Raw genomic sequence first — 15,324 nt, forward strand, 5'->3', positions numbered from 1 at the left:
CGTCGCCGGTGATGAGAACTAAACTTAACGCTGCAAATGTCGCCGGGTTTGCCGGCTGCGCTGCTCACTTCGGAGATAACGCTCATGAAGTACGTTGATGGTTTTGTCGTTGCCGTGCCCGTGGAAAATAAGGAGGCATACCGCGAGATGGCAGCGAAGGCCGCGTCACTGTTCAGAGAGTTTGGCGCACTGCGCGTAGTGGAGTGCTGGGCGGACGACGTTCCGCAAGGCAAGTTCACCGACTTTCGGATGGCGGTAAAAGCCGAGGACGATGAAGAGGTGGTATTCAGCTGGATCGAATATCCGTCGAAAGAGACGAGGGATGCCGCCAACGCAAAGCTGATGACGGACCCGCGGATGAAGGCGCTGGGAGAGAGTATGCCCTTTGACGGCCAGCGCATGATCTTCGGCGGCTTTGCGCCGCTTCTCGATGAATAATCTGCCAGCATCCCCATCCCCGCCGCCCCCCGGTGCAGGGGATGGCGGTAGCCGGGCTACAGGCTGCTCCAGCCGTGCAGCATCATATACAGCCCCACCGCGATAATCAGCGCGCCGGAGATCCACGGAGCCTTGCGCGACAGATCGTTGAGAGCGGGCCAGCGCTGGGTAACATGCTTCAGGCTGAGCGCCGCGATAGCGCCGGATATGACCAGCGTCAGCGCCAGCCCAACGCTAAAGCCCAGTACCAGCGTGGCCCCCAGCGAAAACTGCTTCAGCTGCAGGCAAATTAGCAGCACGGTTATTGATGCCGGACACGGGATAAGCCCGCCGGTCAGGCCAAAGATAACGATCTGCCCGGTTGTTACCCGCTGGCCGTCAAAGCGACGATTGATCTCCAGCGCGTGCGCCTGCTGGTGGGCATCCTGCCAGCCGCTGTCCACCAGCTGATGGTGGTGATGGCGATCGTCGTGGCTATGCGCATGATGATGCTCGTGTTCGTGCTGATGGTCATGATGGTCATGATGGTCGCTATCGCGATGCGCCCGCGATTCATGCCAGGTGCGCCGCAGCATCCAGCAGGCGATGAGCACAATAACGATCCCGGAGATCAGCTGAAACCAGGGCTCCGAGGTCCGCGCATCCCAGCCGCGACCAAACCAAAGCCCGGCCATCGCCACCAGCCAGACCACCGCCGTGTGCGACACCGTTGCCGCCAGCCCCAGCAGGATCGCCTGCTTTAGCGTACCGCGCACCGCCACGATAAAGGCGGCCATCATCGTTTTAGAATGCCCCGGCTCGAGGCCGTGCAGAGCGCCCAGCAGAATCGCGCTGGGAATAAAGAGCCAGGCGTTGCCCTGGTGCAGAAGAGAGCTGAAATCGTTCATGTCGCGATCCTCGTTGAAAGTGATCGCATACTACTCCCCCCATGTATACTAATACTACCCCCCAGTAGATAAATACGCTCAAAGGGAAGGGCGTGCTATGCTGGTCGCATTACGAATGCCGGCCCCTGGCGCCGCAGCAGACAGACTTAAACGGTGGATTGCCTCATGTCACACACGGTTCGACATAAGAAGATGTTATTAACCCGGCTGAAGAAAATTCAGGGGCAAAGCAGCGCCCTGGAAAAGATGCTTAATCGCGAGCATGAGTGCGGGGAAGTGCTGCAGCAGCTGGCGGCAATCCGCGGGGCGGTGAACGGCATGATGCTGCAGGTGATTCAGGGGCATCTGACCGATCATGTGGTCAAAGAGCCGGAAGAGCTGCAGCGCGAGGCCGATCTTGAAGTGGTGATGCAGGTGATTAAATCCTATCTGAAGTAGCCGTCAGCCCTTGGCGCCGTACCGACGCGATCCGGGCGGCGCTCAGGATGCCTTGAGGTTGTTTTCCGCCCACAGAATAAATTCCTCTTTCGCCAGCGCTTTGCTGTATAGCCAGCCCTGGGCGTACATCACACCGTGATCGCGCAGCCAGTCGCGCTGGCGTTCGGTTTCCACGCCCTCCGCGACGGTCGCCAGATTTAGCGCTTTTGCCATCTCGATGATATGCGGCGTCAGCGGTTTATACTCCAGAGTATCAACGAACGATTTATCGATTTTCAGGGTATCGACGTCCAGCTGCTGCAGGTAGCTCAGGCTGGAGTAGCCGGTGCCGAAATCATCAATGGAGATGCGGTGCCCCTCCCGACGGTAGCTCGCGATCACCGGGAGAGTGGTTTGCGGGTCAACGAAACCGCGCTCGGTAATTTCCAAAATGATCTGCTGTGCGGCGATATTCCAGTGCTCAAGCTGTTCGCGCAGAAGCATCGGCAGCTTTGGCGAGCGCAAATCATCAACTGACAGATTAATCGAAATATGGACCTCCGGGCGCTGTCGCAGCCAGGGGCCGAGGTCAGCAAATATTGTTCGGACGATATCCTCAGTTAAGCGGGTAATAAGCCCCGTTTGCTCGGCGAGCGGGATAAAAATATCCGGCGACAGAAAGCTGCCGTCGGGCTGCCTCCAGCGCGCCAGCGCTTCAGCTCCGGTGATTTTTCCCGTCTGCAGCGAGACAATCGGCTGATAGTAGACCTGGATGGCGCTGGAGTTCAGGGCATCCAGCATCCCATAGCGCGGCGAGCGCAGCCGACGCAGCAGCCGCAGAATTAAAAACGAGGCCAGCAGGCTGGTGAACAGGCCGATGGGCACCCACAGCAGCAGCAGATGCCGCCATCGCTCCTGCAGCGGCAGGGTTGAAGACCAGGTCGCGATCCCCAGGCCCAGCTCCGGTATGCGGTGAATGCGGAAAACGGTATTGTCGAGGGCCAGCGTTTTGGCATTCTGGTTTTTGATTTTCTCCCAGATTAGCGGATCGATCTTTTCGCTACTGACGATCGCCTGTTCGCGCCGGGTGCCAAATAAAACGGTGTGGATCTTATCCGGACTAAGCTGGACGACGTCGATAAACGACGCGGGATCTATCATCACCATATGATTATCGCTGCCCAGCGCCGTCATCCGGCGCTGCATGCCCAGATCGTTGAGGGATGTCAGCCAGGCGCGATAGCCGTCGGAGGTGATGCTATCGGGCTCGGGAAATTTGACCGGGGCGCTGTGGTCTTCAAGAGAAGAGCACTGCGGGACTGAATTATGCAGCCACAGCACTTCCTGCACGTAGCGATGGGTATAAGCAATACGCCGCATCGCCTGTAAATGCTGCGGGCTGCACGAGGCGTAGGGAATGGCCTCTGCTTCCTGCAGGGCCTCTTTCGCCCGATCGGCAACCTGCTGAACCCGCATTAAAACGCGTTTGGAGTAGTTATCCAGTTCGCTATAAAACTGCGTTTTTGCCTGACTCGTTGCCAGCCAGATGCTCAGCCCGGTGGGTAAAATAATGGCGAGAATCAGCACCCCCGTAACCAGACTCACCAGATGTCGGGTCGTCATGAGAATATCCTTATGTCAGAGGGGGTTCGATGAGTATACCCGATAGCGTAAAAAGGTTACGGCGGAGGTGAATTATTATTGGATGTAAAAAATGCCCGAACCGGAAGATGCCGCCGATATCGGGCTAAGATGGACGATCCGCAGCGTTCAACACGTTGAACGCGCGGAAAAAACGAGGGCTGGAATGCCTTCCGCGCTAGCGTTAAGCATTCCGTAACAGCTTAATCGACGATCGTGACAGCGAGATGTTGCTCATCATGAAGGTCTAGTGGGCGTCCGGGGCGGCAATATCGGCGCTGATGCGCAGGTCATTTTCATCAAAGACCATACAGAAGCCGTCGTCGAAGGCGACGTCGATTTTCTGCCACGGGCGAAAGTGCACGTCGCCGGGGAGCAGGATTTTGACATTATCGTGACCGTAGCACTGACCAAACAGATAGGTGTTGTTCCCCAGCCGTTCAACGACTTCGCACTGGAAGCTGACGACCGTTCCGCTGTGAATATCGGTCGACAGATGCTCAGGACGGATCCCTAACGTGACGCTATCGCCGGGCCGTAGCGGGGAGGTGGTGATATTCAGCGTCAGGTTATGGTCCTGCGCCATCTTCACGCTGAGCTGCCCCGGCTGCCATGCGGTTACCGTCGCGGGCAGGAAGTTCATCTTCGGCGAGCCGATAAACCCGGCCACGAATTTATTGACCGGGTTATAGTACAGCGACATCGGCGAGCCCATCTGCTCAACCTTGCCGTAGTTCATCACTACGATCTTATCGGCAAGAGTCATGGCCTCAACCTGATCGTGGGTGACATACACCATCGTAGTTTTGAGCTCATGGTGCAGTTTGGCGATATGCAGACGCATCTCGACGCGCAGCTCGGCGTCGAGGTTAGAGAGCGGTTCATCGAACATGAACACCCGCGGATTGCGCACGATGGCGCGACCGATCGCCACGCGCTGGCGCTGGCCGCCGGAGAGCTGTTTGGGTTTGCGGTCCAGCAGATGCGAGAGCTGCAGGGTTTTCGCCACCATTTCAACCTGACGACGAATCTCGTCTTTCGGCACCTTATTGACCTTCAGGCCGTAGCCCATGTTTTCCGCTACCGTCATATGCGGATAGAGCGCATAGGACTGGAATACCATCGCCACGCCGCGATGGGCGGGAACAACATCATTCATCACCTCATCGCCAATCAGCACCTCACCATCGCTGACCTCTTCAAGACCGGCAATCATCCGCAGCAAGGTTGATTTTCCGCAGCCGGAAGGCCCAACGAAAACCGCAAATTCACCATCTTCAATATCAAGATTGACCTGATGCAGCGTCACGGTACTGCCAAACCGTTTGGTGACATTCCTCAGTCGTATATTGGACATCAACGTTCCCCGGGGTTAGTAGTCGTTATTTGCCGTTGGGATTAGGGTTGCAGCGGGTTTTTGTATTACGTGTAACAACTCGTCTGAACGATGATCAACAGCACTGAAATCATGCTATGACTATAACTTCCAGTATTTTTGAGCCCTACACCGATGTTTCATTTCTGCAATCACGATCACACAACTGGCAGCTTTATATGGTTTTATCCGTCTCCAAAGCGTAGCGTATAACAAATCATGAAAATCGGATTTTACCGTTATAAATCACCACAAAATGGCTGATGTAAACATCGACTAACGTCAGTATGATTAATAAAAACCAATAAATTGTTATACCTTCACATGAGGTTGATAATGAAAAAGAATACTCTTGCCGCACTTATCCTCACGACGCTGGCCGCCGGGCAGCTGGTTAGCCTGCAGGCGCAGGCCGCCGGACAGCTGAACGTCTGGGAAGACATCAAAAAATCCGACGGCATCAAAGCCGCGGTGAGCGACTTTGAAAAACAGTACAACGTTAAGGTCAGCGTGCAGGAAATGCCCTACGCGCAGCAGCTGGAAAAGCTCCGTCTCGATGGTCCGGCGGGTATCGGCCCTGACGTACTGGTGATCCCCAACGACCAGCTTGGCGGCGCCGTGGTTCAGGGGCTGCTGTCGCCGCTGAAGCTGGATCAGGCGAAACAAGAGGTGTTTACGCCGGCATCAATTAACGCCTTCCGCCTCGATAATGTCCTCTACGGCGTACCGAAAGCCGTAGAAACCCTGGTGCTGATCTATAACAAAGACCTGATCGACAAGCCGCTGGATAGCCTGCAGGCGTGGTATGACTTCTCGAAGGCGCAGCGGGCGCAGAACAAATATGGCCTGCTGGCTAAGTTTGATCAGATTTACTACAGCTGGGGGGCGATTGGCCCGATGGGCGGCTATATCTTCGGCAAAAACGCCAACGGCGGCTTTAACCCGCAGGACGTCGGTTTGAATAAACCGGGAGCCGTCGAGGCGGTAACCTTTCTGAAAAAATTCTACAGCGATAGCGTCTTCCCGGCGGGGATCCTTGGCGATAACGGCCTGAACGCGATCGACTCGCTGTTTACCGAGAAAAAAGCGGCGGCGGTGATCAACGGCCCGTGGGCCTTCCAGCCGTACGAAGCGGCGGGGATCAACTACGGCGTCGTGCCGCTGCCGACGCTGCCGGATGGTAAGCCAATGAGCTCTTTCCTCGGCGTTAAAGGCTATGTGGTTTCGACCTGGAGCAAAGACAAAGCGCTGGCGCAGCAGTTTATTGAGTTCATCAACCAGCCGCAGTACGCCAAGGCCCGCTACGTCGCCACCGGTGAAATCCCGGCGCTGAAGGCGATGATTGACGATCCGCTAATCAAAAATGATGAGAAGGCCAGCGCGGTGGCGGTGCAGTCGGCGCGCGCCACGGCGATGCCGGGGATCCCGGAAATGGGTGAAGTCTGGGGGCCGGCTAACGCCGCGCTGGAGCTGAGTCTGACCGGTAAGCAGGCGCCGCAGGCGGCGCTCGATAACGCGGAAAAACAGATCAAAATGCAAATTGAAGCGATGCAGGCCAGCAACCAGTAATTGCGATGTTCGCCACTCTGCAGGCGACACGTAGGCTGGCGACGTGGATTCGCGCTGTGCTGCAGCGCGAATGATTCAGGGCATCGCTGTAACAGAGCGGGCGGGGAACCTCCCGTTTTCAGAAGGAGTCGTGTGTGATTATCAATCCCAGCGAAAATATTGCCGCAGCGCGCGGCGCGGGACGCCATGCGTGGTGCGGCCTGCTGCTGGCTGTGGTGCCGGGTTTTGGCCAGTTTTATCATCGTCAGTGGCTGAAGGGGCTGGTTTTCCTCGTGCTGCTGAGCAGTTTTATGAGCGTTTTTTACGACTTCCTGCATCAAGGTCTGTGGGGGCTGTACACCCTGGGCGAAGAGGTACCGAGAGATAACTCTATTTTCCTGCTGGCGGAAGGGATAATCAGCGTACTGATCGTCGCTTTTGGCGTGCTGGTCTACTCTCTCTCGCTGCGCGATGCCTGGGTTAACGGCAAAAAGCGCGATGAGGGCGTGGCGCTAAACAGCGTTCGCAAGCAGTACCAGATGCTGCTCAAAGACGGCTTCCCGTATCTGATGATTACTCCCGGCTTTATTCTGCTGGTGTTTGTCGTGATCTTCCCGATTTTGTTTGGTTTCGCGATTGCGTTTACCAACTACAACCTCTACCACACGCCGCCGGCGAAGCTGGTGGACTGGGTGGGGTTAAAGAACTTTATTAATATCTTTACCCTGTCTATCTGGCGCTCGACGTTCTTTGACGTCCTGCAGTGGACGGTGGTCTGGACCCTGCTGGCGACCACGCTGCAGTGTACCGTTGGCGTTCTGCTGGCAATCCTCGTGAACCAGAAAGACCTGCGCTTTAAGCCGATGATCCGCACCATTTTCATCCTGCCGTGGGCGGTGCCGGGTTTCGTCACCATTCTGGTGTTTGCGGGAATGTTTAACGACTCGTTCGGCGTGATTAACAACGCGATCCTCTCCTTCTTTGGCATCAGCCCGAAGGCGTGGCTGACCGATCCGTTCTGGACTAAAACCGCGCTGATTATGATGCAGACCTGGCTGGGCTTCCCGTTCGTTTTCGCTATGACTACCGGCGTGCTGCAGGCGATCCCCGACGATCTGTATGAGGCGGCGACGATGGATGGCGCCAGCGCCTGGACCCGGCTGCGGACGATTACGCTGCCGCTGGTGCTGTACTCGATTGCGCCGATCATCATCACCCAGTACACCTTCAACTTTAACAACTTCAACATTATCTACCTGTTCAACAACGGCGGGCCTGCGGTGGCGGGCTCGAACGCCGGCGGGACGGATATCCTGGTGTCGTGGATCTACAAGCTGACGATGTCGTCTTCGCAATATGCCATTGCGGCGACCATTACCATCCTGCTGTCGATTTTTGTCGTCGGCCTGGCGCTGTGGCAGTTCCGCGCCACTAAATCCTTTAAAAATGACGAGATGGCGTAAGGGAAGCAACATGGCTAAATCACCCAGTATTAAACGCGAAAAGTGGATTCGCCTGTCGCTCACCTGGCTGGTTATCGCCGCGGTGTCGGCGATCATCATCTATCCGCTGGTCTGGACGGTAGGGGCGTCGCTGAACGCTGGCAACAGCCTGCTCAGCACCTCGATTATTCCGGAGAACCTGTCGTTCCAGCACTACGCCGATCTGTTCAACGGTAACGTGAACTATCTGACCTGGTACTGGAACTCGATGAAGATCAGTTTCATGACTATGGCGCTGACCCTCATCAGCGTCAGCTTCACCGCCTACGCCTTCTCCCGCTTCCGTTTTAAAGGGCGTCAGAACGGGCTGATGCTGTTCCTGCTGCTGCAGATGATCCCGCAGTTTTCGGCGCTGATTGCGATCTTTGTTCTCTCGCAGCTGCTGGGCCTGATCAACAGCCATCTGGCGCTGGTGCTGATCTACGTTGGCGGCATGATCCCGATGAACACCTGGCTGATGAAGGGCTACCTCGACGCGATCCCCAAAGATCTGGACGAGTCCGCACGAATGGACGGCGCCAGCAGCCTGCGGATCTTTTTCGAAATCATCATGCCGCTGTCGAAGCCGATTCTGGCGGTGGTCGCGCTGTTTTCGTTCACCGGCCCGCTGGGGGACTTTATTTTATCGAGCACCATCCTGCGCACGCCGGACAAATACACGCTGCCGATCGGCCTGTATAACCTGGTGGCGCAGAAAATGGGCGCCAGCTACACCACCTATGCGGCGGGCGCGGTGCTGATTGCGGTACCGGTAGCGATTCTCTATCTGGCATTACAAAAATACTTTGTTTCCGGCCTGACCTCTGGCAGTACAAAAGGATAACCCCATGAAAAGATTAACGCCCGCGCTGCTTGCTGTTTGTCTGGCATGCAGTTTTTCCGCCAGTTTGCATGCCGCGGATACGCTGCAAACGCGGTCCTTTAACAATATGCCCGCCGACTTTATTAAAGGCGCAGATATTTCCACCCTGCTGGATGCCGAAAAGCACGGCGCAAAGTTTTATAACCACAGCAACCAGCTGCAGGACCCCATCGCGATCCTCAAAGCCGACGGCGTTAACTACGTGCGCCTGCGCCTGTGGGTCGATCCTAAAGATGCGCAGGGGCAGGGCTATGGCGGCGGTGATAACGATCTGGCGGCAACGCTGGCGCTGGCGAAGCGGGCAAAAGCGCAGGGTATGAAGCTGCTGCTCGACTTCCATTACAGCGATTTCTGGACCGACCCGGGGAAGCAGTTCAAGCCAAAAGCCTGGGAAAAGATGGATTATCCGCAGCTGAAAACGGCTATCCACGACTATACCCGCGATACCATCGCCCGCTTTAAGCAGGAGGGCGTGCTGCCGGATATGGTGCAGATTGGTAATGAAATTAACGGCGGCATGCTGTGGCCGGAAGGCAAAAGCTGGGGGCAGGGCGGCGGTGAGTTTGACCGACTGGCCGGCCTGCTGAACGCCGCCATCGACGGCCTGAAGGAGAACCTGAAGGGCGGCGAGCCGGTCAAAATCATGCTCCATCTGGCTGAAGGCACCAAAAATGAGACCTTCCGCTGGTGGTTCGATGAAATCAGCAAACGCAACGTGCCGTACGACATCATTGGCCTGTCGATGTACACCTACTGGAATGGCCCGATTAGCGCGCTGAAAGCCAATATGGACGATATCAGCAGGCGCTATAACAAAGACGTTATCGTGGTGGAGGCCGCTTACGCCTACACGCTGGATAATTGCGATAATGCCGAAAATAGTTTCCAGGCTAAAGAGGAAAAAGACGGCGGTTATCCGGCAACGGTGCAGGGACAATATAATTATGTTCACGATTTAATGCAGGCCGTCGCCGATGTTCCCGGGCATCGCGGCAAGGGCATATTTTATTGGGAGCCGACGTGGATTGCCGTACCGGGAAATACCTGGGCCACGCCGGCGGGAATGAAATATATCCATGATGAGTGGAAGCAGGGGAACGCCCGGGAAAACCAGGCGCTGTTTGATTGCCAGGGCAAAGTATTACCGTCGGTGAAAGTCTTTAATTAATATCCCTGAGAGGTGTTGAGCTTCGGACGCGCTGGCGGAATTTGGCTTCCCGGCATGGTCTTAATTGTCCGCCTTTTGATGCTCAAATTATTCAGGGAATATATGAATGTTAAACTTCAGGATGTTTATTATGAAAAAATTTGCGCCTTTGAGTCCGAAGGTTAATGCGCTATTGCATGGTGCGGACTACAACCCGGAACAGTGGGAAAATTATCCCGATATTATTGACCAGGATATTGCCATGATGCAGCAGGCAAACTGCAATGTGATGTCGGTGGGTATTTTCAGCTGGGCCAAACTTGAACCTCGGGAAGGCGTATTTGAGTTTGGCTGGCTGGATAACATTCTGGATAAACTCTACGCCGCCGGTATTCACGTGTTTCTTGCCACTCCGAGCGGGGCGCGGCCGGCCTGGATGTCGCAGGCCTATCCGCAGGTGCTGCGCGTGGGGCGCGATCGCGTGCCGGCGCTGCACGGCGGGCGGCACAATCACTGCATGAGCTCGCCGGTATATCGGGAAAAAACGTTCAAAATAAACAGCCTGCTGGCAGAGCGCTATTCACAGCATCCGGCGGTACTGGGCTGGCATATATCCAACGAATATGGCGGGGAGTGCCACTGCGACATCTGCCAGGAGCGGTTCCGCGACTGGCTGAAGGCGCGTTATGAAACTCTGGATAATCTGAACCATGCCTGGTGGAGCACCTTCTGGAGCCACACCTATAGCGACTGGTCGCAGATTGCCTCTCCGGCTCCGCAAGGGGAGGTGTCCATCCACGGTCTCAATCTCGACTGGCATCGGTTTAACACCGCTCAGGTTAGCGATTTTTGTCGCCATGAAATTGCCCCGCTGAAAGCGGCAAATGCCGACCTGCCAGTGACCACTAACTTTATGGAATATTTCTACGATTACGACTACTGGCAGCTGGCAAAAAACCTGGATTTCATCTCCTGGGATAGCTATCCGATGTGGCATCGCGACAAAGATGAGACGACCCTGGCCTGCTACACCGCGATGTATCACGACATGATGCGCAGCCTGAAGGGCGGCAAACCGTTTGTGCTGATGGAATCGACGCCGAGCGCAACCAACTGGCAGCCGACCAGCAAGCTGAAAAAGCCGGGCATGCATATTCTCTCCTCCCTGCAGGCGGTGGCCCACGGCGCGGATTCGGTGCAGTACTTCCAGTGGCGCAAGAGCCGAGGTTCGGTGGAGAAATTCCACGGAGCGATTATCGATCACGTCGGCCACCTCGATACCCGCGTCGGCCGGGAAGTGACCCGGCTTGGTGAGATGCTGAGTCAACTGCCGGACGTGGCGGGCTGCCGCACCGATGCCAAAGTCGCGATTATCTTCGATCAGCAAAACCGCTGGGCGCTGGACGATGCGCAGGGGCCGCGCAATATGGGTATGGAGTATGAAAATACCGTTAACGAGCACTACCGGCCGTTCTGGGAGCAGGGCATTGCCGTGGATATCATTGATGCCGACGTCGATTTAAGCCCTTATCAACTGGTGATTGCGCCGATGCTCTACATGGTTCGCGACGGCTTTGCCGGGCGCGCCGAAGCGTTCGTTGCCGGCGGCGGTCAGCTGGTGACTACCTACTGGACCGGGATTGTCAACGAGAGCGATCTTTGCCACCTCGGCGGCTTCCCCGGCCCGCTGCGCAACCTGCTGGGAATTTGGGCGGAGGAGATTGATTGCCTGAATGACGGCGAGCGTAATCTGATTCAGGGGCTGGCGGGCAATGAGAGCGGGCTGCAGGGGCCTTATCAGGTGCGTCATCTGTGCGAACTGATTCATGCTGAAGGCGCGCAGCCGCTGGCGACCTATCGCGATGATTTCTACGCCGGGCGGCCGGCGGTGACCGTTAACCGCTTTGGGAAAGGCAAGGCCTGGCACGTGGCATCGCGCAACGACCTGGCCTTCCAGCGCGATTTCTTCGCCTCGATCGGCAAAGAGCTGGCGCTGCCGCGGGCCGTAGACGCTGATTTCCCGCCGGGCGTGGTGGCAACGGCGCGTACCGACGGCGAAACGACGTTCGTTTTCCTGCAAAACTACAGCGCCCAACAGCATAGCGTGACGCTCCCGCAGGGCTACCGGGACTGCCTCTCTGGCGCCGCGGCTGACGCTCCGCTCAGCCTTAGCGCCTGGGATTGCCGTATCCTCAGCCGTAAAGCCTGATTCCTCTCTGCCCATGCCTGCTCCCGTGAGCAGGCTTTTTTTTATCTGGTTATTATCAGGAGCGTATTATGGTGAGTTTAAAATCCTTCCTGCACTATTTCTCCCAGCCCCGTCCGACGGTTCCTCTGAGCGATATGGAAAAGCAGCAGGTTCAGTCCCTCATTTCCGCCTTTGGCGGTGAGGAGAATATTGTTAACGTTGACGCCTGTATTACCCGCTTACGGGTCACGGTAAATAATCTGGCGGTCGTTGACTCTCAGGCTTTACAGCAGCTTGGAGCGTTAGGCGTTATTATTCTTGGACAGCAGGTGCATGCTATTTTTGGTAAGCAGTCGGATACCCTGCGTCAATTATTAGATGGCCATTTCACCACCCGTCGGTAAATAAAAAAGGGATAGCTCAATAGTGAGTTATCCCTAATATACGCATCATATTTCAGGCCGTAGGTGAGTGGCTGCATTCGCTATTTAAAACTCTCTTGCGCCTGCCGCCGTGCCGCAACCCGAAGTATTCAGGATATAAAAATAGCAATGGCAATAATCATTACCGGAGGGTAATTAACAACCTTACAGCTGGAGATAAAACGATATTACGCGATATTTATTACCACCAGGCTTCGACCTGGACACCGAAGTTCCACGTATTGCTGGCAGTCTGATCTTCAAACGGCTTACCGTGCTCTGAATCATTCAGGTAGGAGGCAAAAATACGCAGTTCCGGGCGCGACATAAAGTCAGGACCGTCGGCAAGGCCTAGCGCAATGGTGTATTTCTCACCCGCCTGCTTGTAATCGGTATTGTTCTTGTAGCTATCTTTCTGGTAGAAGCCGCCCACCTCGCCGATCAGCCGTACGTATTCAGTAAACTGATACTGTCCGCGGGCCACGAGGGAAAGCAGCCGCGTTTTATTGGTGTAGTCGGTAATGTCGTCGGCGGAGCCCCAGGTCAGAACGTGGTTAATGGAGAACTTCTCGGTAATCGGGATCAGGCCGGTATTGATGACGCGATAGCCGCTGGCGTCGTTGACGTAGTTCCACATGTCGTACCAGCCGCCGCCCTGGGAGACCATATTTTGCGCCAGCCCTTTATTGGCGTACTGCAGCACCAGTTTGTTATAACCGCCCAGCATATCCTGGCTTATCTCACCGGTCAGCATGACGCCGTTTTCAGCATCGTACAGGCCGCCGTAGCTGTCCTGCTTCTTGGTGGTGTTCGGCATGGCATAGTCGATACCGAATTCGGTCCACGAGCCGGACCACGGCTTCCAGCCGGCGTAGCGCAGATCGAGGTAGTTAATATTGACGTTGCTGTCGCCATCGACGCGGTAGTCGACGTCGTTAGCGTCGCCGCGGATCCACGCAAATGAGACCGCGCCTGGGCCCAGGGTGTAGTTTTCGAGTCCGGCGCCGGAGCCGGAAATATTCCAGTATTTGGTATCAATGATGTGCAGATCGTGGCGCTGGTAATAGCGTTTACCACCCCATATCACCGCGTTCGGGTCGCCCGGGACCAGACCTTTAATCTGCAGATTTAGCTGACGCAGGCCAAACTGCGCATCATCGTTAAGCGTGGTTTCGCTGTCGTTGGAACCGTCTGACACCATGCTGACCATGCTATCAAGGTAGAAGCTGACGTCGTCCTTTTTATAGACTTCCGAGCCGAGCTCCAGCTCGCCGTAGGTATCGGATTCGTTACCCAGGCGGCCGATTTTATTTTTTTGCCATTCGGCGAGACTTCCATCACCGGAGACCCCAACTCCGGCGCGCATGTAACCATGAAAATCGATACCCGGAACCGTAGCGGAGGCCGCCATTACGGAAGGTGAAATTAGCGCGGCGGTTAACGCAGCAGAGACGGTGCGCAGCGTAGTGTTCATGTCTATCCTCTTATTGTTTTGTATTACGTTCACATTAACGATGTCATAAAATGCCTAAACGTAATTTCAGGCAAATCAATGATCGCGATAGTGTGACTAACTGCAAATAAAACCGCGTATTTTGTTACGGTCGGTGAGTCCATTCACAATTTGATGTATTGTGAGCGTAATACTTTTATAAGTGGTTTTTCGCCAGGAAACGTTGCGGGGAGCGTTTTTTCAAATAGCCCCTGTTACAATCCAGGGATAACAACATAAGGAACCGGACCATGAAGTCTAAAAGTGCAACCTTAGAAGATGTCGCTCGCCATGCGGGGGTCTCTTATCAGACGGTGTCCAGGGTACTGAATAAATCTGCCAATGTATCCGAAGCCACGCGCCATAAGGTGGAGAAATCCATTGAGCTGCTGCGCTATGTGCCAAATCGCCTTGCTCAGCAGCTGGTGGGTAAGCAAAGTCGGACCGTGGGTCTGGTGACGATTTCGCTCGCGCTACATGCGCCTTCGCAGGTGGCGGCGGCGGTAAAACGCTACGCTAATGTTGAAGGATATCAGGTGCTCATCTCAATGATTGATGAGAGCGTCAACCAAAGTATCCAGGATTCGATCAACGAGCTGAAGTCTCAGCTGGTAAACAAGGTGATTATTAACGTCCCTCTGGAGACCGAACAGGCGCAGAAAATCGCCGCTGACAATGACGATATCGTGTGTTTGTTTTTAGATGTCGACCCCTATAGCTCCGTGTTTAACGTTTCGTTTAATCCGGCCGACGGCACCCGGGCGAGCGTGAAGTATCTCTATGAGATGGGCCACCGTGAGATTGCGCTGCTGGCCGGCCCGGAAAGCTCCGTATCGGCCAAACTGCGGCTGAAAAGCTGGCTTGAAACCCTGGAGGGCTATGGTCTGCAGCCGGTAACGGTGATCCGCGGCAACTGGGATGCGCAAAGCGGCTACGCCGGGGCTTTACAGATGCTGCGCGAGACGCCGAAATTTAGCGCGGTGCTGGTCGGCAACGACCAGATGGCGCTGGGAGTATTGAGCGCTTTCCATCAGCATCAGGTGCCGATTCCCGGTGAGAAGTCGGTCATTGGCTATGACGATACCTATGAAAGCTCCTTCTTCTATCCGGCGCTGACGACGGTTTCATTGGATCTCGATTTACAGGGAAAAGAGGCCGTGCGCCGCATTCTGGACAGCGGCGATAGCGAAAAGCTGCACACCTCTTCCATCCTCCCGGCGCGGCTGGTTGTGCGTCACTCTACCGGGCCCAAAATAGAGCAGGGGAAGGACCTGCAGGCCATCGCCGAGCAGCTGCGCGCGCTTGCCCATCAGCTGAATCCCTGATAGCCGGCGGACGGGCGCTGCAGCCCGCCGCCTAAATCCCTTTTCTGTTCATGGTTGATCTTTGTTCTTTAGCGGCGTAA

At 55.6% G+C, this 15,324-nt stretch carries 13 protein-coding genes; 9 read left to right on the top strand and 4 right to left on the bottom strand.

Going from position 1 to position 15,324, the window contains the following annotated elements; genetic code table 11:
• The first annotated feature begins 84 nt into the window (after window positions 1-84).
• Window positions 85-438 (top strand): DUF1428 domain-containing protein, encoded by a 354-nt coding sequence (locus NWP14_RS08780; RefSeq protein WP_375215188.1) that lies wholly within the window; start codon window positions 85-87, stop codon window positions 436-438.
• A 56-nt stretch (window positions 439-494) separates the two neighbouring features.
• Here the strand turns inward: NWP14_RS08780 and NWP14_RS08785 are convergent, their stop codons facing one another.
• Window positions 495-1,325 (bottom strand): nickel/cobalt efflux protein RcnA, encoded by an 831-nt coding sequence (locus NWP14_RS08785; protein ID WP_375215189.1) that lies wholly within the window; start codon window positions 1,323-1,325, stop codon window positions 495-497.
• Between the two features lie 165 nt (window positions 1,326-1,490).
• Between NWP14_RS08785 and NWP14_RS08790 the strand changes: the two genes are divergently transcribed.
• Window positions 1,491-1,763 carry a metal-sensing transcriptional repressor gene (locus tag NWP14_RS08790; protein ID WP_095094458.1) on the top strand — a complete coding sequence of 91 codons (273 nt, stop codon included), beginning with the start codon at window positions 1,491-1,493 and terminating at the stop codon, window positions 1,761-1,763.
• Between the two features lie 42 nt (window positions 1,764-1,805).
• Here NWP14_RS08790 and NWP14_RS08795 read toward each other — a convergent pair whose 3' ends face one another.
• Window positions 1,806-3,365, bottom strand: coding sequence for an EAL domain-containing protein (locus tag NWP14_RS08795; protein WP_331834171.1), 1,560 nt, complete (start codon window positions 3,363-3,365; stop codon window positions 1,806-1,808).
• Window positions 3,366-3,630: 265 nt separating this feature from the next.
• Complete coding sequence (locus NWP14_RS08800; protein WP_095094462.1) at window positions 3,631-4,740, bottom strand: ABC transporter ATP-binding protein; 1,110 nt, start codon at window positions 4,738-4,740, stop codon at window positions 3,631-3,633.
• A gap of 354 nt (window positions 4,741-5,094) precedes the next feature.
• On the opposite strand from NWP14_RS08800, the gene NWP14_RS08805 reads away from it, so the two are divergent.
• The 6 genes from NWP14_RS08805 to NWP14_RS08830 all read left to right on the top strand — a co-directional run bounded on the left by NWP14_RS08805 (window position 5,095) and on the right by NWP14_RS08830 (window position 12,409).
• Window positions 5,095-6,327 (top strand): extracellular solute-binding protein, encoded by a 1,233-nt coding sequence (locus tag NWP14_RS08805; RefSeq protein WP_331834173.1) that lies wholly within the window; start codon window positions 5,095-5,097, stop codon window positions 6,325-6,327.
• Window positions 6,328-6,461: 134 nt separating this feature from the next.
• The gene (locus NWP14_RS08810; protein ID WP_045854241.1) at window positions 6,462-7,769 is read left to right on the top strand and encodes a carbohydrate ABC transporter permease; all 1,308 of its coding nucleotides are present in this window, start codon (window positions 6,462-6,464) and stop codon (window positions 7,767-7,769) included.
• Window positions 7,770-7,779: 10 nt separating this feature from the next.
• Window positions 7,780-8,631, top strand: a complete 852-nt coding sequence (locus tag NWP14_RS08815; RefSeq protein ID WP_041144345.1) for a sugar ABC transporter permease — start codon at window positions 7,780-7,782, stop codon at window positions 8,629-8,631.
• Between the two features lie 4 nt (window positions 8,632-8,635).
• Window positions 8,636-9,838, top strand: coding sequence for an arabinogalactan endo-beta-1,4-galactanase (locus NWP14_RS08820; RefSeq protein ID WP_375215190.1), 1,203 nt, complete (start codon window positions 8,636-8,638; stop codon window positions 9,836-9,838).
• Between the two features lie 130 nt (window positions 9,839-9,968).
• A complete protein-coding gene (locus NWP14_RS08825; RefSeq protein WP_375215191.1) occupies window positions 9,969-12,026 on the top strand; it encodes a beta-galactosidase in 2,058 nt (685 codons plus the stop codon).
• Window positions 12,027-12,094: 68 nt separating this feature from the next.
• A complete protein-coding gene (locus NWP14_RS08830; protein WP_095094468.1) occupies window positions 12,095-12,409 on the top strand; it encodes a glucose PTS transporter subunit EIIB in 315 nt (104 codons plus the stop codon).
• A gap of 220 nt (window positions 12,410-12,629) precedes the next feature.
• Here NWP14_RS08830 and NWP14_RS08835 read toward each other — a convergent pair whose 3' ends face one another.
• Window positions 12,630-13,901, bottom strand: coding sequence for a maltoporin (locus NWP14_RS08835; protein WP_375215192.1), 1,272 nt, complete (start codon window positions 13,899-13,901; stop codon window positions 12,630-12,632).
• 269 nt (window positions 13,902-14,170) lie between these two features.
• Here NWP14_RS08835 and NWP14_RS08840 point away from each other — a divergent pair, with 269 nt between their 5' ends.
• A complete protein-coding gene (locus tag NWP14_RS08840; RefSeq protein ID WP_331834176.1) occupies window positions 14,171-15,244 on the top strand; it encodes a LacI family DNA-binding transcriptional regulator in 1,074 nt (357 codons plus the stop codon).
• The last annotated feature ends 80 nt before the right edge of the window (window positions 15,245-15,324 follow it).

It is taken from the genome of Klebsiella sp. C349492 (genome assembly GCF_042055345.1).
GTDB classification, from domain to species: domain Bacteria; phylum Pseudomonadota; class Gammaproteobacteria; order Enterobacterales; family Enterobacteriaceae; genus Klebsiella; species Klebsiella scottii.

Coding starts and splice junctions, on each gene's coding strand:
- NWP14_RS08780 (WP_375215188.1), top strand. CDS start 85: ATGAAGTACGTTGATGGTTTTGTCGTTGCCGTGCCCGTGGAAAATAAG.
- NWP14_RS08785 (WP_375215189.1), bottom strand. CDS start 1,325: ATGAACGATTTCAGCTCTCTTCTGCACCAGGGCAACGCCTGGCTCTTT.
- NWP14_RS08790 (WP_095094458.1), top strand. CDS start 1,491: ATGTCACACACGGTTCGACATAAGAAGATGTTATTAACCCGGCTGAAG.
- NWP14_RS08795 (WP_331834171.1), bottom strand. CDS start 3,365: ATGACGACCCGACATCTGGTGAGTCTGGTTACGGGGGTGCTGATTCTC.
- NWP14_RS08800 (WP_095094462.1), bottom strand. CDS start 4,740: ATGTCCAATATACGACTGAGGAATGTCACCAAACGGTTTGGCAGTACC.
- NWP14_RS08805 (WP_331834173.1), top strand. CDS start 5,095: ATGAAAAAGAATACTCTTGCCGCACTTATCCTCACGACGCTGGCCGCC.
- NWP14_RS08815 (WP_041144345.1), top strand. CDS start 7,780: ATGGCTAAATCACCCAGTATTAAACGCGAAAAGTGGATTCGCCTGTCG.
- NWP14_RS08820 (WP_375215190.1), top strand. CDS start 8,636: ATGAAAAGATTAACGCCCGCGCTGCTTGCTGTTTGTCTGGCATGCAGT.
- NWP14_RS08825 (WP_375215191.1), top strand. CDS start 9,969: ATGAAAAAATTTGCGCCTTTGAGTCCGAAGGTTAATGCGCTATTGCAT.
- NWP14_RS08830 (WP_095094468.1), top strand. CDS start 12,095: ATGGTGAGTTTAAAATCCTTCCTGCACTATTTCTCCCAGCCCCGTCCG.
- NWP14_RS08835 (WP_375215192.1), bottom strand. CDS start 13,901: ATGAACACTACGCTGCGCACCGTCTCTGCTGCGTTAACCGCCGCGCTA.
- NWP14_RS08840 (WP_331834176.1), top strand. CDS start 14,171: ATGAAGTCTAAAAGTGCAACCTTAGAAGATGTCGCTCGCCATGCGGGG.